Annotated in this window: 16 protein-coding genes and 3 pseudogenes; 8 read left to right on the forward strand and 11 right to left on the reverse strand. The window is 66.4% G+C overall.

Annotated features, from left to right (window positions below; translation table 11 throughout):
- Positions 1 to 974 (forward strand): ROK family protein (locus tag I004_RS36390; protein ID WP_486580457.1); only part of this gene is annotated, 974 nt, incomplete at its 5' end.
- 811 nt (positions 975 to 1,785) lie between these two features.
- Here the strand turns inward: I004_RS36390 and I004_RS0127340 are convergent.
- The gene (locus tag I004_RS0127340) at positions 1,786 to 2,031 is read right to left on the reverse strand and encodes a Smr/MutS family protein (RefSeq protein WP_028438105.1); all 246 of its coding nucleotides are present in this window, start codon (positions 2,029 to 2,031) and stop codon (positions 1,786 to 1,788) included.
- A gap of 806 nt (positions 2,032 to 2,837) precedes the next feature.
- Between I004_RS0127340 and I004_RS36395 the strand changes: the two genes are divergently transcribed.
- Positions 2,838 to 4,448, forward strand: coding sequence for a hypothetical protein (locus I004_RS36395; RefSeq protein WP_051345500.1), 1,611 nt, complete (start codon positions 2,838 to 2,840; stop codon positions 4,446 to 4,448).
- A 239-nt stretch (positions 4,449 to 4,687) separates the two neighbouring features.
- On the opposite strand, the gene I004_RS0127350 is transcribed toward I004_RS36395, so the two are convergent.
- The 9 genes and pseudogenes from I004_RS0127350 to I004_RS39980 form a co-directional block, all read right to left on the reverse strand.
- A complete protein-coding gene (locus tag I004_RS0127350) occupies positions 4,688 to 5,437 on the reverse strand; it encodes a hypothetical protein (RefSeq protein WP_028438106.1) in 750 nt (249 codons plus the stop codon).
- A 946-nt stretch (positions 5,438 to 6,383) separates the two neighbouring features.
- Complete coding sequence (locus tag I004_RS38585; RefSeq protein WP_486580460.1) at positions 6,384 to 6,977, reverse strand: FHA domain-containing protein; 594 nt, start codon at positions 6,975 to 6,977, stop codon at positions 6,384 to 6,386.
- A 254-nt stretch (positions 6,978 to 7,231) separates the two neighbouring features.
- A complete protein-coding gene (locus I004_RS36405) occupies positions 7,232 to 8,140 on the reverse strand; it encodes a trimeric intracellular cation channel family protein (RefSeq protein ID WP_078511860.1) in 909 nt (302 codons plus the stop codon).
- A 1,111-nt stretch (positions 8,141 to 9,251) separates the two neighbouring features.
- Positions 9,252 to 9,494, reverse strand: a complete 243-nt coding sequence (locus I004_RS39965; protein WP_199779474.1) for an SDR family NAD(P)-dependent oxidoreductase — start codon at positions 9,492 to 9,494, stop codon at positions 9,252 to 9,254.
- Positions 9,495 to 9,511: 17 nt separating this feature from the next.
- Positions 9,512 to 9,813: pseudogene (locus I004_RS40540) on the reverse strand (SDR family NAD(P)-dependent oxidoreductase); the annotation flags it as partial.
- Positions 9,814 to 9,894: 81 nt separating this feature from the next.
- Positions 9,895 to 10,032 carry a hypothetical protein gene (locus tag I004_RS39675; protein ID WP_158677118.1) on the reverse strand — a complete coding sequence of 46 codons (138 nt, stop codon included), beginning with the start codon at positions 10,030 to 10,032 and terminating at the stop codon, positions 9,895 to 9,897.
- Positions 10,033 to 10,046: 14 nt separating this feature from the next.
- Complete coding sequence (locus I004_RS37750) at positions 10,047 to 10,619, reverse strand: sigma-70 family RNA polymerase sigma factor (protein ID WP_051345502.1); 573 nt, start codon at positions 10,617 to 10,619, stop codon at positions 10,047 to 10,049.
- Positions 10,619 to 10,687 (reverse strand): annotated as a pseudogene (locus tag I004_RS40545) (hypothetical protein); the annotation flags it as partial. The pseudogene I004_RS40545 and the gene I004_RS37750, both read right to left, overlap by 1 nt.
- The gene (locus I004_RS39980; RefSeq protein ID WP_051345503.1) at positions 10,660 to 10,857 is read right to left on the reverse strand and encodes a hypothetical protein; all 198 of its coding nucleotides are present in this window, start codon (positions 10,855 to 10,857) and stop codon (positions 10,660 to 10,662) included. The pseudogene I004_RS40545 and the gene I004_RS39980, both read right to left, overlap by 28 nt.
- A gap of 465 nt (positions 10,858 to 11,322) precedes the next feature.
- Between I004_RS39980 and I004_RS40550 the strand changes: the two genes are divergently transcribed.
- Positions 11,323 to 11,454, forward strand: coding sequence for a hypothetical protein (locus I004_RS40550; RefSeq protein ID WP_486580463.1), 132 nt, complete (start codon positions 11,323 to 11,325; stop codon positions 11,452 to 11,454).
- A gap of 115 nt (positions 11,455 to 11,569) precedes the next feature.
- Positions 11,570 to 12,619 carry a methyltransferase gene (locus tag I004_RS0127380; protein WP_037978077.1) on the forward strand — a complete coding sequence of 350 codons (1,050 nt, stop codon included), beginning with the start codon at positions 11,570 to 11,572 and terminating at the stop codon, positions 12,617 to 12,619.
- Positions 12,620 to 12,795: 176 nt separating this feature from the next.
- Here I004_RS0127380 and I004_RS0127385 read toward each other — a convergent pair whose 3' ends face one another.
- Entirely contained in the window at positions 12,796 to 13,032 is a 237-nt protein-coding gene (locus I004_RS0127385) for a hypothetical protein (RefSeq protein WP_028438108.1), read from the reverse strand.
- A 711-nt stretch (positions 13,033 to 13,743) separates the two neighbouring features.
- Here I004_RS0127385 and I004_RS36415 point away from each other — a divergent pair.
- The 4 genes and pseudogenes from I004_RS36415 to I004_RS40555 form a co-directional block, all read left to right on the forward strand.
- A pseudogene (locus I004_RS36415) lies at positions 13,744 to 14,555 on the forward strand (D-alanyl-D-alanine carboxypeptidase family protein); the annotation flags it as partial.
- Positions 14,556 to 15,596: 1,041 nt separating this feature from the next.
- Positions 15,597 to 17,267, forward strand: coding sequence for a protein kinase domain-containing protein (locus tag I004_RS36420; protein ID WP_051345504.1), 1,671 nt, complete (start codon positions 15,597 to 15,599; stop codon positions 17,265 to 17,267).
- 190 nt (positions 17,268 to 17,457) lie between these two features.
- The gene (locus tag I004_RS0127400; RefSeq protein WP_486580466.1) at positions 17,458 to 18,789 is read left to right on the forward strand and encodes an NDP-hexose 2,3-dehydratase family protein; all 1,332 of its coding nucleotides are present in this window, start codon (positions 17,458 to 17,460) and stop codon (positions 18,787 to 18,789) included.
- 167 nt (positions 18,790 to 18,956) lie between these two features.
- Positions 18,957 to 19,418, forward strand: a complete 462-nt coding sequence (locus tag I004_RS40555) for a beta-ketoacyl synthase N-terminal-like domain-containing protein (protein ID WP_078511862.1) — start codon at positions 18,957 to 18,959, stop codon at positions 19,416 to 19,418.
- Positions 19,419 to 20,019 lie beyond the last annotated feature (601 nt).

The raw sequence follows: 20,019 nt of genomic DNA on the forward strand, positions 1-20,019 counted from the left end.
ATCCGCAAACCAGTCAGGTGCTCGGGATCGACTTCTCCCAACAGGCAGTGCGGGTGGCCGTAGGCCTGGTCGACGAGATCATCGGAACAGCCAGCCAGTCGCACCCGCCGGACCTGTCATGGAGGGACCGTGTCGGCATCGCCTACCGGCTGGTGGAGTCGCTGAGGGGCCGCAGCCTGGGTCCGGGAGCGCTCAGCCGGATCGGAGTCGGAATGATGGGGCCAGTGGTCACGTCCGGTTCCGGAGGCCCGGACACCGACGGGCACGCGGCGATCTCGGCACTGGTGCAAGAACGGTTCGGGGCCAAGGTCCTCCTCGACAGCAGCACACGACTGGCGACCCTGGCCGAGTGGGAGTGGGGCGCCGCCGCCGGGGAGAGTGATGTGCTGTACCTGCAACTCTCGCGCACCGTGGGCGGTGGTCTCGTGGTCGGCGGCGCACTGCACCGCGGAGCGTCAGGCCTCGCGGGGGAATTCGGCCACATCGCCGCCGATCCGCAAGGCATTACCTGCTCGTGCGGAGGCACCGGATGCCTGGAGACAGTGGCCTCTGCCAAAGCCGTACTGCAGTCCTACCGTGCGGCGGGCGGTGCGGCGGAAACCCTGCCGCAGTTGATCACCGCGGCGAAGCAGGGCGACCGGACGGCCAGAGACGTAATGGCGCGGGCCGGGACCGGTGTGGGCAGGGTGCTGTCCACGATAGCCAACGCCGTCGGGCTGAACGTGATCGTCGTCGGCGGTGAACTCGCCGCAGCGGGAACGGCCTTGATGGATCCGATCACACGAGAGCTCAATCGCCATGTCACGACGGGACCACGATCGCAGGTCAGTCTCCGCGCAGCGAAGCTCGGCGACATGAGCACAGCCTTGGGAGCCGTCGCCCTGCCCATGCAAGACCAACGTCCGCTCTCACAGATTCCGGTGCGCCGAGCCGAACGTCCGCTCTCACAGATTCCGGTGCGCCGAGCCGGATGAAGCGCTGAAGCGATGACGCGGTGAAACCCCACGCTGACGGCAACTCTTGGAGATCGATCCGCCGGCCGATGTACATCTGACCCTTACACAGAGGCACGAGCCCCTGCACGCGCCTTCCGGCCGGGGCGCCCGAAGCGTCACGAGAGATCATGTGGCGCCCCAGAGGCCACCGACCCGGCAGTGCCGCGATCCTTCTCGTCAGGTCTGCGGGCGACCCCCGAGACTTCCGGTGACGAAAGACCACGCGCCGCACCCGCACACGGGACGCGCGCCACTCCCCCGCGCAGCGGCAGCACATCCGCTCCTTGCCGACACAGGGACACACCGATTGCCCTGAACGGGGGCCGCCTCTGCGACCCCCGTTGCATCTTCACGGGAACGCCACCGGACGACCGTCCAACATGCACTGAAGTTGAACCGCAGTTGACCTGGCAGTTGAACCAGCTGAGACGGTATCTCTTGGATGTCCAGTACACATCCAGCCAACAACTCGACGGCATGTCTCATCAGAGCCACTCGCCTGAATTCGACTACGTCACCGGACGCTTGAGGGCCTCGAGCTCCGTATCGAGCAACCTCAACACGGCGACCCTCGTGCCGAGCCCGGCGCGGCATCGAGCTAGCCGTAACGGCCACCACCGGGGCCGGCCTTCATGAGAGGCACACCATGAGCCCCGACAGCTCTGAGGACGCATCGCCCCCAGAGCCGCTCTCCGCGTCACATCCGCCTCATCTCCGCTGCCACTGCCAAGGCATCCGATAGCGCTGTGTGAAGTCTTCGGGCTGGAAGAGCGTCAGGAGCCGTCGGAGCTTACTTGAAATAGACGACGATCCGTCCCGAGTTGGAGCTGTCGGCCTCAACTCGCTTGTAAAATCTCTTCATGTGACGCTGCCTGAGGTAGGCGAGCACGTGACTCTTGAGCTGCCCCTTGCCCTTGCCGGGAATTATCTCGACGACTTTCTCTCCCGAGCTGTATGCCTTGAATATGAAGGTGCGGACGCTCTGGTCGATGTCTCTGTTGTTCCGGAAGATGGGATGCAGATCGAGTGACAGCATGCAAGCTCCTCTACGCTGGCCTTTGACAGAAAGACTTGTAGCCGGTAATCGATAATGGCACATCAGGAGATGCGTAGCAGCGCCCGCCGGTTATAATCCAGGACCCGTCCCGTGACCGAATCAAGGTCACATGCCGGGAGCTGGACGCAAGCCGCCGACAGACTCGCGGCACCGGCAGGGAGCATCACGGTAGAACTGGGCAACGGTGCCTTTTCGCCGACCGTGCCGTCCCAGGTACGTGCCCACCTGCCAAAGCACTGAACGACCGCACCGGCGCTTCATCATGGACAGGGCCGACTGATTAACCGGTCTCACCAGCCTCGTCAAGGGCCGGATTTATTCCGGCCCTTGACCGGAATTATTCCGGGCCACCCTGCTTTCCTTCAGGATTGATCCGGGTACATGCTCGACGCGCACTTCGTGACCGGAATACTTCGATGCGGCGTCAGGACAGGACCGAGGCTCCCCGTCAACCACTCGGGACAGATTCGCCCTGTTGCCGCCGCGTGGCCCCGTAGTGCGGGAGCCACTCGCCATTCAGGACGGAGGAAACTCGTGGAACCCCTCTCCACCAGTGCCTTGTACTTACACGTGCGGTGAGAACGCCGACCACACCTACAAGCGATCAACTTCAGCTCCGCCGCAAGCGAACAGAGCGCGATCGACCAATCCTCACAGGCCCCCGCGCACGGCACGAGCCGAAGCGGCTTCAGGATTCTCCTGTCCCGCAACTCTCGCGCGCCCGCCGCCTGGTGGGGACAACAAACGAGGACACCCCACGTGCTCGGGGTGCAGGAGGCTCCGCCATGACAACAACCGAGTCGCTCCCGCGGGACACCGCGTCGACAACGGATCACGGTCGCTGGACAATCATCCGGGCCGCAAGTTCCGCCGGAGACGTACGGGACATCATGATCAAACTAGCCGGGGAATACGGCGTCGAAGCACCTGAGTTCGCAAGCAACGAGCCGAACGCCGCCGCCCCGCAGAGCGGCTTGATAACTGTCAGGTTCAGCGGAAGCGCCATCCGCGTGCGGTGGCGCTGTCTGCCGACTTCGTCTCCCACGACGCTGGACGCCCCCTCCTCCTCGTCCTCAGACGTGGTCTCCGTAGAGATCATGGTGGAGTTGGAGGACGCCACATCGGAGTTGGGCCGGCGGTGGTTCGACGAACTGGTCATCCGCCTCGACGAGGAAGTGAACGCGTTCACCGACAGCGAGGCGCACACCATCAGGGATGCCATGCCGCTGCTTCGGCGCTACTCAGGGCCGGAGCCGGCACTGGCAGGCTGGTCGCTGATCTTCCGGGATCACTACGTGGAGAACGGCGTCGGCTTCTTGCAGGCCATGGAAAGGGCCGGCATCCCGCCCAGCCGCGTACTGGCGATGGCAAAAGGCGACAGGACCAAGAACCGTCAGCGGATGCACGCCTATCTCCGCCGCCGGGGCTACATCAGCGGCGTCCTGGACCAGGCCGCCTACGAGGGAGACCTCGGCCCGGGGGCCAGGGCCGGCGCCCAGGAGATGCTGGCCCGCATCGACGGCTTCATCCGCGCCGAGCACGCCGAAGGCCGCAAGGTCCTCGCCATAGACGAAGGCGGGCTGGTGATCTCGAAGTTCGGCGGCGGACAGGCAGGACCGGCGCAGATCGATGCCGGAATCGAACTCACCGTCAGCGGCGTCAACCGCGTCCAGGCCGCCGGAGTAACCGTCCCGGTGCTGAACGTCGCCCGTTGCGCCCTGAAAGCTTGCAGTGCCTACCCCGCGATCGCGGACTCCTGTGTCCGCCGGCTGCGGACGATCCTTCCGGGCGAGACCTTCCTGGGCCGCGATGTGCTGGTGATCGGCTTCGGCACCATGGGGGCCCGGATCGCCCAGGGGCTCCGCAGCCTGAGCTGCCGGGTCTCCGTCACCGACACAGACACGCTCGCCCTGATCCGCGCCGCCGAACAGGGGTTCACCACCTATCGAAGCGTCAAGAAGGCGTTGCACGCGGGCAATTACTTCCTTCTCGTCGGCGGCTCCGGCCAACCCTCCCTGTCCGAGGGTGACCTCGACCTGCTGCAGGACGGGGCTTTCCTCGCGGCCTTCGCGACGAAGGACTTCGCCGTGCTCACCAACGACCTTTACACGACGGTCCGTTCGGCGGTGCGCGGCCTCGGAACCCGATGCACACTCCGGACGGGTGCGAAAGTGATGCTGCTGGGCGACGGCCGCTCACTCAACCTGTTCGAGACCGAGGGAATCCCGAACGGCGGATTCGATGCCTTCCGCGCAGGGACACTTCTCGCGGCCAAATATCTCTGCCGCGACGTGGACCAACTGCCACCGGGGCTGCAAACGGAGCCGGTGGACAACGTGATCAGGGATTCCGGTCTCCTCGACTCCTTCTACGACCGCTATCTCGTACGAGCCTGAGGAGCGCGCCCGATTCAGCCACTGCAACTCGCCCTCAGCAGCGACCGGTTTGCGCGAATGTCCAGCTGCTCTGGTGGCTGCCGCTTCCTGGAGTACCTTTCTCGGCGCTGAGAGCCTGAGCTTGGGAGTAGCGCGCACGAGCGGCTGAAGAGGGGCTTCCGCGTCAACACACGTGACGGGCCCGGTCCTTGGCGGCCGGGCCCGTCGTACGCCGCGTGGTGCGCCCGCGGCCGGTGGCCTCAGGCCCCGGTGTCTCCGGCGGTGCCGGGCTTGTGCTCGGTGACGGCGGTGGCCGTGCCGTGCTCGTCCAGCACAACACGCGCCATGACCTTCTTCTTCTGCGTGGAGTCCGCCAACTGGGCCTCGGTGCACTTGGTCCGCTGGTTCGGCTCCCCGCAGATCGTGCCCCAGCCAATGATCTTGGTGTTCTCGGCGACGTTGAAGGCCTGCAGGCCATTATTACTGTCCACGAAGTACTTGCCCGCCGCCATGTACTTCACCTGACCCATGTACTTGCCCTTCACATTGCCTCCGCCGGTGTCCGGGCCAGTACCGGGCTTGGTCTCGGTGACGGCGGTGGCCGTGCCGTGCTCGTCCAGCACAACACGCGCCATGACCTTCTTCTCCTGCGTGGAGTCCTCCAGCTGGCGCTCGGTGCACTTGGTCCGCTGGTTCGGCTCCCCGCAGATCGTGCCCCAGCCAATGATCTTGGTGTCCTTGGCAACGTTGAAAGCGTGCCTGCCCTTGTCACCGGAGACCATGAACTTGCCCGGCGCCATGTACGTCACCTGGCCCATGTACTTGCCGCTGCCCTTGCCAGGGGCTGGGGTGGCGCTCCCGGACTCCGACGGCTCGGGCCGCGGGGAGGACGAGCCACCGTTGTCGCCGCCCGAGTCGATATCCTCGGGGCCGCAGGCCCCGAGCAGCATGCCGGCCGCGAGCAGGGAAACACCGGCCAGAAGCGTCTTCCGGGTGCGGTGAGTGGACATTGGGACCTCCGTTGGTGACTGCTAGTTGCTTGCGGTAACGCGTGAAGCGATTTCATCCTTCACGCATCGACGTGCGGAGTGAAGCGATGTCGTCAGACGACGACGTCTCTATCGCGGACCCGTGACAATTCATTCAGCCCTGTGGCATGTCACGTGTTCCTGCGGCGAGGAATCTCAGATCGCCATCTTCCTTCTCGATTTCCGTGCGAGTGTGCGCGCCGCGATGGGTGTTGGTCCCGGACATGAGGAGTTCTGCGGGCTGAGCGGCAGGAGACTTCGTCTCGCCCCTGACTCCGAACTCCCCATCGTCATTTTCGTCGGAGCTCAGCTTGCGACTCATCGACGGCGGGCAACTCTTGAGCCATCGGTCCGTACCTCGGATGGCGACCCTTCCCCGCGCTCCCCCGCCACGCAGTCGATGGCCGCTGGCCTGCGCTGTTCCCTTCCTCTAGGCGAGGTCAAACGTGGTCGGCGTGGCCGCTGCTTCCCTGGCCCCGACTGATCGGCGCCGTCCCATGCGGAGACGCACCAGCATCGATACGGGCGTCGGTCAAACATCCACACAATCAAAACCGAGCGCAAGAGAAGCGGGGCTGGATCAATTTGACCCTGCTCGGATTAATTGATCGTGCGGGAAACTCCGGGATTTCGATGTCCGCGGAGTCCGTACGTGACGCCTCAGCCCGGGACACGGTTCCGCTGGGTCGATTTCCGTGAAAACTGCCACACTGCCGACGCACCTGGCAACCCGAGTGCATGGGCTTTCCCGTCAGATTCTGTAATGGCCGGTGATTTAATCCGGAGGAGGCGCTCTGCGAATACGTCGGACGGCTCATTCCGGATGAAGGCGGATTCGTGGAGACAGTCCGAGTCCGGACGGCCTGGCGGCGGGCAGCGGACGATGCGCGTCCGGAAGCTCCGCGGCCTCCGGGCGGAGACAGTCCTGTCAGGTGAACGCCGCGGCCCCGCTGGGCGCTGCGGCGACGAGGGTGCGGCACAGGATGATGGTCGTCCACACGCCGATGTGGACGCGGGTCCCCTCCGCGAGGGGCACCGGCACATAGGGGGTGATCGGCCACGCCGCTCCGTTGATCGCGACGCCGTTGGAGGAGCCCTGGTCCACGACGGCCCAGCCATCGTCATTTGTCAGGACGAGCGCCGCATGGTCGCGTGAGACGCCCGGATCTCTCGGCGGGCCGGACAGGTCGATCTCCGGCGGCGTGTTGTCGAAACGGTGCCACCGCCCGATACGTACCCGTGGGCTCGTCAGCGCGAAGTAGCGCTCGGGGCAGTAGTCCGGGAAGACAGGGTCTTGTCCGAGGACGCCGCTGGCGGCCTTCATGGCTTCGAAGTACTCCCGGTCGGCGGAGACAGTGACGTACCACGTCCAACTGAGCGATGTGGTTCCAGCAGAGGCAACGCCGGGTTCCATGGGCTGTGGGGGGCGCCGGGCGTAGTCCGGCGGATGGCCGCCGAGTACTGGTGTCACCGCGGTGTACTGCGGTCGGCGTCGAGCGAGAGCGCTGAAGGGACTGGGCATCGGTTGGTCCTTGAAGTCGGTGGTGCGTATGCCGCGGCCCCCGGTTGCGTCATCGGAGGCGTCGCGCGGCAGGTTCAGTTCGGCATGTCGCGGTCCAAGGCGCGGTCTCGGCCGGCCGGCGTCTGCTGGAGCCAGGAGTGGTATCGCAACCTGCCGTGGGGCGGCTGGGGCACGGCGGCGAATCCACTGGCGAAATCCGGCATCAGCGACGGGAGTTATCACGTCCAGTGAGCAGGGCCCGCCGACCATCGCAGTCACGAGGGAAAGTTGTGCCTGCTGCGCGCGGACGATCTCTCGCGGACGCGATGTGCTCCTCCGACGTGTGCGGGCCGGGGCACGAAGTTCCCGCCCGCAGGGAGGCGTAGTTGGACGGTGGCGTCGGCGAGAGGTTCCAATGGCTGCGTATGTTGGCGCCGTCGCACAGGGGGCAGTGCATCAGGGAGCCGCAGGCGCAGGGTGTGCTCTGGGTTCGGGTCCTGCGGCAGCGCGTCGAGTCCTGACAGCGCGGTGGGCGACGGGAGTCGCACCGCGCGCTTCCCCCGCCAGAGAAACGATCGCGGGGTCCGCCAGTGGTAGTGAAGCGCGAGTAGCCGTATGACGAACGTGGCAGTAGCCACGGATACGGCAGTCGAGACCGTCAGCTTCCCGAGGGTGTGCAGGATCGCCACTCCGCCGGCCCCGGCCACCGCGGGCAGGGCGTACAGGTCCTGATCCCAGCGCAGGAACGGGGGGATCTCACGAGTGAGGACGCTGGCGAAGGTCCCTCCGCCGATGGCGGTGGCGACACCCAGCGCACTGGAGGGGAACGGCCCGAACCCGTGGTTCAACGCGGCCATCGTGCCCGTGACGCTGAAAAGAGCCAGGGCGGCGGCGTCGAGCGTCTCGCAGACCATCTTGTGGCGCTGGGCGGCGAGGCTGCAGAAGACGATGGCCGCTGCACCGAGCGGAGCGAGGGAATAGCCGAGGTCGGTGAACGCGATGGGAGTGACGCCGAGCACGATGTCGCGGAAGAGTCCGCCGCCCAGCCCCACGACCTCAGCGAGGACCACTGTCCCGAAGATGTCGAAGTCCTTGCGGACCGCCAGAAGCGCCCCGGACATCGCGAAGGCGAAGATGCCGACCAGGTCCAGCGGGTACTGGATGACGACCGAAAATTGCTGCATGCCGTTCTCCACCTTGAGGAACCGCGGTTGACAACGAATCGACTGGGGTGATGGAGGTCTCGCTGAACGTTTCTACCGAAACGGGTCGAGGTGCCTCCGTGGACCGATGACGCTTGGCCGACGGGTAAGCGTCGGATGATTCCACTTCGCTGCGTTGAATATTTATGAGTGCATACAATCCGGAGAGACTGCAAGAGAACTCGACTCGGATTAATCGATCCGGCGCCGGGAGAAAAACTCCGGAGGCGAGTTCAGTGCTCATTGGGGCCCCGGCGATGACCCGTCCACTGGCAGGGCAGGGAGCTGTCCGGCACCGTCCGGACCCGTCCCGCACTCTGACCGATCGCCCGGCGGGGAGATTTTCGATATCTCGGTAACAATATCCGTGCTTCAGCGCTGTGCATCGGCGCTACCACGAGCCGAGTACGGGCAAGACATGGCGCTGCTGGTTCATTCATGATGACCGGTCCCCCTTCTCCGGACAGGAATCCAGCGGACCCACAGAGCCAATGCACAACCCGTGCGCACTCGACAACAGACCAAGCCTGCATTACTGGCCATGGCCGTAGTGGCGTCAATGCTTCCACCGGACTCGATTCAGCGAAGCATGGCCTAATTTAATCCGCAACCATCTGCAACATGCTCGGACTCAATGTGCGGTTGCGATGCCCCCAACTTGGTCCGGCTCGTCCTGCACATGCCTGACCGCACCAACCCGTTCCTGGAGCATTGACTGACGCAGGAATGCGGTGGCCGGTTCCCCACTCGACGCGGCCAGCTCCGCCCTGCGCATCCTGGGCATCGGAGGGCGACGGTGACGGCGCCGGGGAGGCGCAGACTGGCTTGACTCGCCGCGCCGGGAGCGGAGCGGGTCGCCCGAGGCCGGGGGCCTCTGGCGGCTCCCGGGCGACTGCGCACCCGTTCGGGAACGCTGCGCACCGTGCGCGGCGAGGTGACTCAAGTCAGCCTGCCGATAAGGACATTGCATGTCACTCGATCTGTCCCCCGTTCACGTGCCGCGCCCTCCTCGGGCACTTGGCCGGCAGGTGGGCCGCGCGCAACCCCAGGGCGGCCGCTGTGATCACCATGGTGAGCAGCCGACGCGGGGAGGTCACGACGCGATGGCGCGAGGTGGACCGGACCGTCGGGTGCCGTGGTCCAGCGCCATCGTGTTCGTCAGCTCGGTCACCGCGGCCTTCGAGGCGTGGTAGGCGGCGATGCCCCAGTCTCCGCCGAGGCCGGAGGCGGAGCCGGCGTTGACGATGCTGCCGCCGGCCCGGCGCAGGGTGGGGCAGCGCAGCCCGGGAGGCGAAGAAAGACGCCGTCCACGTTGACCGACATGGCCTGCCGCCAGCCCGCGGTCCCGACCTGTCCGGCGGTTCCCGGGGGAACGACGGCGGCGTTGTTGATGAGGATGTCCAACCGGCCCTGGGCACTGGCCACTTCGTCGACCAGCCGGTGATCGCCTCCTCGTCGGACACGTCGGCGACCCGGCCGAGCAGCGTGGTGCCGCTCGGCGCCTCCGCCAGCACCTTGTCCAGCTCTTCCTTCGTCCGTCCGATCAGCACGACCGTCGCGCCCTCGATGCCGAAGCGGTGTGCGGTGGCAGCGCCGATGCCGGAGCCGCCGCCGGTGACCAGTACGACCTTGCCCGCGAACCGATCCGTGGCCATCTCAAGTCCTCCTCAGCACATGGGTGTTGTGCTGGCTTGATGCAGAGGGACCGGAGAAATTTCGCTCTCGTCGCAGATCTTTTAGGCGAGTTCAGGCAGGCAGGCAGCCGTGACCGATCCGCCGACGAAGTGGCGGAAGCGGCGCACCCGTCCGCCCTCGATGAACATGAGCCAGGACGGTCGCGAGGGGCAGTGCTTCTCGACTTCCGGGTTAAGCACGTCGATGTCCCAGATCACGATGTCCCGGCTCGCGACGAGGTTGGCGAGCCGCTGCCGGACCCGAACTCCATTGAGGTGTCCACTGCCTGGCGTACGGGAGCGAGGCCGTGCGTGCGTGTGCCATCGGTCCAAACGGTCTCGACGTCGGCGGACCATGTCTCGCGCAGGAAGTCACCGAAGTGGCCGCGCTCCGCGGCGGATTGCGCGTCGGCGGCCTCCTGACGCCGCGCCTCGGTGAGCGCAGCGGCGTCGTCGTGCGGCGCGGATGAGGCCGCGAGCAGTTCGCAGCAGAGCTTCGCCCTCGCCGTGCTGAGGCGGCTGCGCACCATGCCCACCGGCACACCGCAGACCGTGGCGATCTCCTCGAAGGTACGCGCTTCGCTGAAGTAGCGGAGGATCGTCACCAGCCGCAGCGGCGGGGACAATCGCTCCACCGCCTGCCACGCCCAGTCCCGGGCCGCATGCCGCTCGAGCGCTTCGTCGAGGTCGTTCTCGCGGGCGACGGCAGGTCGGCTACGGGCACAAGCCTCCGCGTACGCGTCCGCAGCCGCATTCGGCAGCAGTTGCGGACGATCGCCTTCAGCCATGGTCCGGCCGCGCCGGCGTCCCGCAGGTCTCCGATGCGGCTCAGCGCCACGAGTATGGCGTCCTGCACGGCGCCCTCGGCCTCGGCGAATCACTGAGCATGATCAGGGCGACACCCAGCATCCCGGGACGGTGGCGAGCGAGCAGTTGCTCCAGCGCGGATATCTCCCCTGCCTGCGCCGACCGCGCCAGCTCCCGGTCCACCCCGCCCGCGATTTCCGCAGCCAACTCACTACTCATGGCGGCAGTTTGCCACCGGATTTATTCCGGTGGTTTCGCCGCCGGGCGGCTGAGTCGCGGGTCACCAAGACCTCATGGGCGGGCTGCTGATACCTCAGCGCCGCGAGTGCGCCTGTTCAGCCTCGCCCCTCCGAGACCCGGCCCAGAAGGGCGATGCTGATGGAAAGTCAAGGGGCCATACTGCTCGGAACTGCTCGGAACTGGGCCACGATTAAGGGGAATGGGGCGGTGGCCTCTCTGTTCAGTGAGGGAGTTCGACCACATGGCGCGTCGCCCGCCCCGTAATCCTCTTGCCCGGAAATCCCGGTGCCGAGAGTGAATTGCGATGGCATGGCCTCTCGGCATTCCGGAGGGCGGACGGGTTCAGCACGGCGCTTGCGGAGGCGCGTTGGGCGCAGGACGGCCCAGAGGGAACGGTCCCAAGGCAACGAGTACCACGAATACACAGAAGGAGAAGAGCCTTCCATGCCCCCGTCCGCGCCGGTGACTGAGGAAGCCGTGTTCACCGCGGAACAGCGCCTCAGGGTTCACACCGCCGACGGGCTCGACCCCATGCCCCTCTCCAGCTTCGGCGCCCTGGTCACGGCCGCGCAGTGAACCGCTTCCGCGCAGGAACGCGGCGGACTGGGAGCCGAGCACACGCCGCCCTGCACCGCCTCCGTCCGAGCGCGGAGACCGGCGCACCCGGAATCACAACCAAGCGAGGAATGACATGACACTGTTCGAACAGCCCCTCGTCGCCGCAGGCTCGGCGGAACCGGCGCACGGGGAGACAGGCCGGATGCTGCAAATGATCACCGGCTACTGGGTCACTCAAGTGGTGCACACCGCAGCCGAGTTGCACATCGTGGATCATCTGCACGCCGACGGGGCCACCGCCGCGGAGGTCGCCGAGGCAGAGTCGCTGGAGCCTGGGGCGACCTTCCGTTTCCTCCGGGCCTGCGCCTCCCTCGGCCTGGCCGAGGCCGTGGACGGAGAACGGTTCACCGGGACACCGCTACTCGACACCCTCCGTACCGACCGCCCCGACTCGCTGCACCACCTGGCCCTTTGGGGCGGGTCGGCGTCCCACTGGGCGCCGTGGGGGCGGTTGTCCGATGCGGTACGCACCGGCACGCCCCAGGCCGAAGCCACCCTCGGTGCGCCGATATTCGACTGGCTCGCCACCCGGCAGGACGAGGCCGACATCTTCACCAACGCGATGGTCTCGATAACCCACGACATGGCTCGGCAACTGGCCGACGTGATCAAGCTCAAGGACGCCGCGACGGCCGTGGACGTCGGCGGCGCCGGGGGGAACTTCATCCACACCCTCATGCTGCGTCATCCGGAGCTCACCGGAATGGTGCTCGACCTGCCGCACACCGCGGCCGAAGCCGAGGCCTCCGCCGCGCGGCTGGGCGTCGCCGACCGGTTCACTTTCGTCGGCGGCGACTTCTTCGACGCGGTGCCGCCCGCGGATGTACACCTGCTGAAGTTCATCCTTCATGACTGGGATGACGAAGCCGGGGTGCGGATTCTGAGCAACTGCCGGAAGGCGCTCAACCCCGGCGGGCGAGTGCTCGTTTCGGAGGTCGTCGTCGATCAGACGAGCTCCTCCGGGCTGCCTCCCCTGATGGATCTGAACATGATGACGCTCTCGACCGGCCGGGAACGCAGCCTCGCCGAATTCCAGATCCTCTTCCAGCGGGCTGGGCTGACCCTCAGTGCGGTCATGCCCACTGCGTCACTGGTTTCCGTGCTGGAAGTCGTTCCGATCTGACGCTTCCCCAGCGCGAATGATGCCCGCTCCGGATCCCGGAGCGGGCATCATTCGCGCTGGGGAAGGTCCCGCGTCCGCTGGGAACGCGGGGCCGAAACCGTTGCACCCGCCTGCTATCTGCTCATTCCCCCGAGCCAGTCTCTCTCCGGGAACAGATATGCGCGGTCATCAGCGGGTCACCTCCAGATGTAGTACCACTTGCCGCCCTTCTTGACGCACTTCCAATCGTGAACGTGTGGGTTGTCCTTAAAAGACTTGGCGTAGTCCCGGCACTTGGCGAGGGTGTTGGACGGATAGTTTTGGCGCGGAACCACATCTGCCGATGCCGGGCCGGCCGCGAATAGGGAACAGCCCAGGCCACCGGCAATCGCGCTCGCGATTACCGCCGCCTTCATGCGGCTGATCTTGCGCATGTTTCCTCCTGCCATGACTCACGTTCGCATCTCACTCGACGTGAGGATCCTGTTTTCGCTGGATGCGGATGCAGCTCGCCTTGGATCATTGAGACGGGACTCGCTGCTCTTTGCCGGAGTAGAGCACAGTCAAAATAGTCCCGCAATGTTTGAATATTCAACATGGCGGCCTTTGGGACGGTTTCCTTTTTCCCAGAATTGATCCACGCTCGACTATTCGTCTTTGACCTTTGACAATAGTCGCCTTCAGAAAATTCCGGCGCGTCCTCCTTTAATCCCTTCCCCCGGATTGCGGCCGCAAGAAGGGTTGTGCATCTTGGGCGGCAAGCCGCTTGCCGACGGGGGCATGTACATGTCCCGGCTCCCGCCGTGCATCTCAGCATGAAGGGCCAACGCCCTTGGCCTGTACGGGCGTTCGCTACTCCCGGTCCGCGCACCCAAGGGGCGCCAGAGAACGAGAAGTGAAGAAGAAGACAGCAAAGAACACAGCACGCAGAGCCCTGCGAGTTCTCGGTCGCATACCCGTCGCCCGCCCGCCGCCGGTTCCCCTCCACCTCATCAGTGGCGGAAAGCGACCCCTGCCAGTGATCCATCGATCGTCAGCTCTGCCACCGCCGCAGTGCACAGGAGCAAGGGTGAAACTCATACCGAGGCAAACCGGCACGCGTCGCCACGGCCGCAGTGGCGGGTGCCGTGCTCGCGGGCGGGCCCATGGTGGTCAGCGCGCAGGCGGACCAGACCATCAAGGAGCAGAATCCCGACGGCCCTCCCGGCATCAAGGCCAAGAGTGCGTTTCTGGTGGACGGCGCCGGCAAGGGCATGTACGGCAAGGGAGCCGACACCCCGCGTGAGATGGCCAGCACGACGAGGGTGCTGACGGCGTCCGTCGTCGCCGGCTCCGGCGTCGACCTCGACCGCGAGGTCACGGTCCAGAACGCCTACCGCGACTACGTCACCAAGTGGGGCGCCAGTACGGCCGATCTGAAGACCGGCGACAAGCTCACGGTGGGCCAGCTTCTGTACGGGATGCTGCTGCCGTCCGGTTGTGACGCCGCGTACGCGCTGGCCGACACATTCGGGAAGGGCGACACGAGGACCGAGCGGGTCAAGTCGTTCATCGGGATGGTGAACGACAAGGCCAAGCAGCTCGGCATGACCCACACCCAGTACGACTCCTCGACGGCATCGAGAAGCAAAACCAAAACTTCTCGACGCCGCGGGACATGGCCAGGCTCGCCAAGTACGCGCTGGGCAAGCCCTACATCAGCAAGGTCGTGAAGACCGAGACCACCAAGCAGAAGGCGACGAACGGCCGGGTCTACACCTGGTACAACACCAACCAGCTGCTCGGTTCCTACAAGGGCGTCATCGGCATCAAGACCGGCTCGGGCACCGCGGCCGGAGACTGCCTGATCTTCGCCGCCCGCCGGGACAGCCACACCCTCGTGGGCACCATCCTCAACAGCGACAAGCGCTACTCCGACGCGACCAAGATGCTCGACTGGGGCTTCAACGACCGCGCCAACAGGCCAGACCATCGGCCTGCTCCACGAACACCGCCCGCGGACAACCACGTTCGCGGCAGAAGAAACAGCGCGCCTGCACCCCGGTCGAGCAGAGACCCCGCCGCAGGCAGGATCCGGAGATGCTCCGCTGGTGAACGGGCCCGGATGACCACCGGCTCGTCGCCGGCCACGATGTTTCGATCACAACGCCTACGCCCTGGTGGATCCACGGGTCTGGAGGCGTACATCACTACGGCCGTTGATCACCGCGGAGATTCGACCGTCCATGGTTTCTGCACGAAAAGTATCCGAATCCTTTTCGTTCTACGTCGACATCCGCACCGGATTAAATCCGGGCTCCCTTCCGAAGCAGCGGAGGACCCTGGTTGACTACGAGCCGGTAGCACGCCTCAGTCGCGTGCGACCCGAACCCGTGATGTCTCCTCCGCGCGCTACGGCGACAACGTATGGAATCCGATTCTTGGGCAGCGAACGAATCCCTCGGGCGACCCGGCAGGGCTTCCGTGGGACGAGCCCCACTCCGGTCTGCCCGGAAAGACCCGCGAGAGGAACGGCGTTGAGCGACACACAGCACGAGGACGTGAAACGGCGGCGCCGGGCGCAGTCGAGGAGACCCTTGGCCGCAACGTCTCTTAAGCCAGGTGAACGTCCCCGGACCGCGGTGAGAGTGCCTGAGCAACTGCCGTTCTTATTCCGGTGGTTGGCGGCAGTCCGGGACTGGAAGCCTGGCCCGTCCCAGTCCTAGGGCCGACGGGCAGCGGCTCTGACCAGGATCCTCCCTGACGAGAGCCGCTGCGTACGCGCCCGTGAAGAGGCAGGTCACGCATGACTTCAGGTGGTCGCCAGGCAGAAGTCAGCGTGCGTGGTTCAGCGCGGCCCCCTTCCCCTCCTTGACGCACAACCTCCGCTCCACCGAACTCGGTGCGATCCACGGGCCTTTACCTCGCACGATGCGGCGATAAGGCCTGGGGATTGCAGTTGGAGCTACGGGTCAGTGACGTGGGAAAGGGCTAGGGGTGACAGGAAAGGTGGCACAGGGTGAAACCGCTGGAGACCGGCGATCCTCAGACGTTCGGGCAGTACGAGCTGATGGGCAGACTCGGCAGCGGGGGCATGGGAGAGGTGTTCCTCGGCAGGTCGCCGCAGGGCCAGTTGGCCGCGATCAAGGTGGCGCGGGGGGAGTTCGCGAACGACGCGGAGTTCCGGAGGCGGTTCGCGCGGGAGGTGCAGGCCGCGCAGAAAGTGGACGGACGGTTCACCGCCGCGGTACTCGACGCCGATCCGGAGGCGCGGCGCCCGTGGCTCGCCACGGCCTACATACCCGCGACCTCGCTTGCCGACGCCGTCTCCAACGAGGGCGTCCTGCCGGAGAGTTCTCTTCGGGCCCTGCTGGCCGGGATTGCCGAGGCGCTGGACGCCATCCACGGTGCCGGGCTCACCCACCGTGACCTGAAGCCCGCGAACGTCCTTCTCGCTGACGACGGTCCCCGCGTCATCGACTTCGGGATATCCCGCTCGGCGGAGCACTCCCAGATCACCATGACGGGGCAGTTCACCGGCACCCCCGGATTCACGGCGCCCGAGCAGTTCCGCGGCGCCGCGGTGGGCCCGCACACGGACGTGTACGCGCTGGGCGCGACCCTCGTGTTCGCCGCTGTCGGCGCAGGGCCCTTCGGACAAGGCGACACCTTCACCCTGATGTACCGCGCGCTGGAGGAAGAGCCCCAGCTCGACGGCGTACCGGAGGGGCTGCGCGGCACGCTCGAGCGGTGTCTCGCCAAGGACCCGGCCCAGCGTCCCACGATCGCCGCACTGCGCGGGGAGTTCGCCGTTCCGAACACGTTCGGCGAAAGCCGCTGGCTGCCTCGGGACATCTCAACGGTGCTGGTGGTTCCCCAACAGGTGGAGCGCGTGCCCGGCGATGGCACGTTCGGAAGCCTCCCCACGAGCTCCAGGGAGGCACTCGCGTTCCCGCCGCCACCTCCCGGCCCCGCGGCGCCGGGTGCACCCTCCAATGCCTACGGCCCCGCCTACGTTCCCACTCAGCTTTCAGGCGCGCCGTCCACCGCCTTCAAGTCCCAGCCCGCCCATTCCGCGCCTCCGCCAAGCGACCCGGTCGGCGCCGTGCGACGCAAGGGCAAGGGCAAGGGCATGAGCCGTCGTTCCCTGCTGGCCCTTGCCGGACTCGGCGTGGTCGCGGTCGGCGGGGGCGGGACGGCAGCCGTCCTCGGCCTGCGCGGAGGGGACGATCCTGATGATGGGACCGTGCCACCCGGCGAGCCGGCGGAGGGCAGCGGCCCCCTGCCGAAGGTGGTCGCAGGCACCGGGCTCGGCGAAAACCCGAAGCTGGACAAGCAGCGCGGGACTCCGCCCGGTGAACTCGTCGTGCGCACCCTCATCTCGGGCAAGGGGCCGAAGATCCGCAAGTCGCAGCGCGTCAAGTGCCACTACATCCTCCAGGAGTGGAAGACGGCGCTGGTGAAGGTCAGTTCCTTCAGGCGTGGTGGGCCGGTCCTCATCGAGGCCGGCGGCGGCCAGTCGATCAGGGACTGGGACCGCCTCCTCGTCGGCAGGCGGGAGGGAAGCCGCTTGGAGATCTCGCTCCCGCCCGACCGGGCCACCAACAAGGCCCAGGCGGTGGGCAGCATCCCGCCCAAGTCGACGGTGCTGTGCGTCGTCGACATCCTGGACATCAGTGCCGAGGACTGACCGCCCGCCCGGGCCGTGAACTGTGAGCGCCGGTCGTCCGGCCCGAACGGCGGTCGCGGTGCGTGCTGTTCAGGGCCAGGCCGGTGCGTTGGCCTGAGCGGAGCCAGGACAGCCGACGTGGGGGCCGCTGCGTTCACCGGAAGTCCGATGCCAACTCAGCGAGAGAGCGGAATACAGGATGTTTGCTGACTTGGCGGAGTTCCATCAGTGGCTGGCCGAACGCCGGCGGGCCCACACATACGAGGTGACCCGCACGGCGCTCGAAGAGCTGGACGGCTGGCGGACTGACGAGCAGACCGGAGACATCGTCCACCGCAGCGGCAAGTTCTTCGCATTCCGCGGAGTCCGGGTGGACACCAACCGCCGGGCGACCGGCTCCTGGTCCCAACCGATCATCGTGCAGCCCGAGATCGGGATGCTCGGCATCGTCGTCTCCGTCGTGGACGGCGAGGTCCACTGCTTGATGCAGGCCAAGATGGAGCCGGGCAACATCAACCTGCTACAGCTCTCGCCCACCGTGCAGGCGACCCGGAGCAACTACACCCGGGTACACGGCGGCAGCCACGTCCCGTACGTCGAGCACCTCTCCTACCCGCGCCCGGGGCGGACGGTCTTCGACGCCCTGCAGTCGGAGCAGGGCTCGTGGTTCCTGGGCAAGCGCAACCGCAACGTCATCGTGCAGACGGACGAGCCGATCCCGGCGGCGGAGGACTTCTGCTGGCTCAGCCTCAGCCAGATCGCGGAACTACTCACCGAACCGCATCTGATCAACATGGACTCGCGGACCGTCCTGTCCGGCATGCCGTTCCTCGATGCGGACGGAGCCGCGCCGCACCTCGGGGTTCGCCGCCGGTACAGCAGCGGCACCCCCCTGCATGCCGACGGTGAAGTCCTCAGCTGGTTCACCGAGATGAAGACCCGCACCCGTCTGGACCGCGCACTGGTGCCGCTCGGACAGGTGCCGGACTGGCGGCACGAGAACGGCGTCATCGCGCGCGAGGACGGCCGGCACTTCTCCGTCATGGGGATGCATGTCCGCGCGAGCAGCCGCGAGGTCGGCGAATGGTGGCAGCCGATGCTGGCGCCGGCCGGACGCGGGCTGATCGCCTTCCTCGGCCGGCGCATCGGCGGCAGTTTCCACGTGCTCGTCCACGCCCGCACCGAGGCCGGGACCTACGACCTGACCGAGATGGCGCCAACGGTGTGCTGCATCCCGGAAACCTACGACGACGAGCCGGCCACGCGCCGGCCCCGCTACCTCGACGTGGTGCGGGAGGCGCCCGGGCACCGGGTGCTCGTCGACGCCCTGCACTCCGAGGAAGGCGGGCGCTTCTACCACGCGGAGAGCCGCTATCTCGTCATCGACGTCGGCGAGGATTTCGGACTGGACGTGCCTCCCGAATACTGCTGGACGACCCCGGAACAACTCACCCGGTTCGTCCGCTTCAGCAATCACGTGAACATTTCCGCCCGCTGCCTCCTCAGCTGCATGCTCGGCGAGCAGACGCCCACGTTCGACTGACAGCGGGAAGTCGCGACAGTCGATGGCGTTACATGCAGTCCGGCCGGACAGGTATTTATTCCTCGCGCATCGCCATAATTTCCGATGGTTTCGCGATGACCGATGCCTGAGGGAATCGAAGCGACCAGGACGCCCCACGCACGCTTACTCACAGGACCCTTAATTCCATGCCGAGCGGAATTACTCCGGACCGCTCCTCTTGTAATTCCACGTCCTTTTCTGGATGTTTGACGCAGCGAACACGCCTCGTGCTGAATGACACTTTCAGCCGCCCGGAGCCGTGGCTCCTCACGAAACCGCTGCCGTTTCGGTCATCAGCCCGCCGGGAGTGCGGAGCGCATCCTCTCGTCGTCCTGGGCCACCTGACCGATGGCCGCGCGCGCACGTTCTGGGCCCGGCGGAACGAGGACACCTTGGGATCTCGAAGGGAACCACACGTGACAGTCGATGGGCGGGGTACGGACCAGGGCGGCGCCGAGCCGATCGCGGTGGTCGGTATCGGGTGCCGGTTCCCCGGCGACGCCGACACCCCGGACACCTTCTGGGAGCTGCTCCAGAGCGGCCGCAACACCACCGCCGAGGTGCCGGCGGAGCGCTGGGAGCCCTATGAAGATCTGGGCGCGCAGTAGCAGCTCGAACAGTGCGCGCCACTGGTCCGGTGCAGGCCGCCGCGGCCACGCCCGTACCTCCGGCTCCAGCGAGTCGAGCAGTGCGTCCGGATCGTCGCTGAGATGCGGCAATGTCATCAGACTGATCGCGGGAATGCCGGTCGTCTCCGCCGAGTAACGCCGTCCCGGATCACGGTTGTAGAGGAATTCGCCCAGGGGCAGGCCGCTGCGGATCATGGCGTTGTACACGCGCGTGGGCTCGGTCAGCTCGTCCCAGAACTCCGGCCCGGAGAGCGGATATTCACCGAAGGCGGAGCCGTTCCGCAAGCTGGCGCACAGCTCGTTCAGGCTCAGCACGTCCGGGTGCATCCGCAGGATCCGGGACAGCGCCGTGGAGCCGCTGCGGCCGGTGCCGACGACGAAGGTCAAGTTCTTCGTGAGGGTTCGCACAGTCACGCCTTCCTCGTCCTCCGGTCACCGGCCTGCTCGCGTCGGCTTCAACGCCCGACCCTATGTGCGGAGTTCGCCGGAGAAGCCGTAAGTCCGCGGCAACGTCCATTAATCCGCGAGGTGGCGAATTACTCCTGATTCCGTCCGCACCTCGTCCGTCCCAGCCCTTGCC

It is taken from the genome of Streptomyces sp. TAA486 (assembly GCF_000426165.1).

Excerpts from the sequence above, each read along its gene's own strand:
- I004_RS0127340 (WP_028438105.1), bottom strand. The coding sequence starts at position 2,031 with ATGCTGTCACTCGATCTGCATCCCATCTTCCGGAACAACAGAGACATC.
- I004_RS36395 (WP_051345500.1), top strand. The coding sequence starts at position 2,838 with ATGACAACAACCGAGTCGCTCCCGCGGGACACCGCGTCGACAACGGAT.
- I004_RS0127350 (WP_028438106.1), bottom strand. The coding sequence starts at position 5,437 with ATGTCCACTCACCGCACCCGGAAGACGCTTCTGGCCGGTGTTTCCCTG.
- I004_RS38585 (WP_486580460.1), bottom strand. The coding sequence starts at position 6,977 with ATGCCCAGTCCCTTCAGCGCTCTCGCTCGACGCCGACCGCAGTACACC.
- I004_RS36405 (WP_078511860.1), bottom strand. The coding sequence starts at position 8,140 with ATGCAGCAATTTTCGGTCGTCATCCAGTACCCGCTGGACCTGGTCGGC.
- I004_RS37750 (WP_051345502.1), bottom strand. The coding sequence starts at position 10,619 with ATGGCTGAAGGCGATCGTCCGCAACTGCTGCCGAATGCGGCTGCGGAC.
- I004_RS39980 (WP_051345503.1), bottom strand. The coding sequence starts at position 10,857 with ATGAGTAGTGAGTTGGCTGCGGAAATCGCGGGCGGGGTGGACCGGGAG.
- I004_RS40550 (WP_486580463.1), top strand. The coding sequence starts at position 11,323 with ATGCCCCCGTCCGCGCCGGTGACTGAGGAAGCCGTGTTCACCGCGGAA.
- I004_RS0127380 (WP_037978077.1), top strand. The coding sequence starts at position 11,570 with ATGACACTGTTCGAACAGCCCCTCGTCGCCGCAGGCTCGGCGGAACCG.
- I004_RS0127385 (WP_028438108.1), bottom strand. The coding sequence starts at position 13,032 with ATGCGCAAGATCAGCCGCATGAAGGCGGCGGTAATCGCGAGCGCGATT.
- I004_RS40555 (WP_078511862.1), top strand. The coding sequence starts at position 18,957 with ATGCCGAGCGGAATTACTCCGGACCGCTCCTCTTGTAATTCCACGTCC.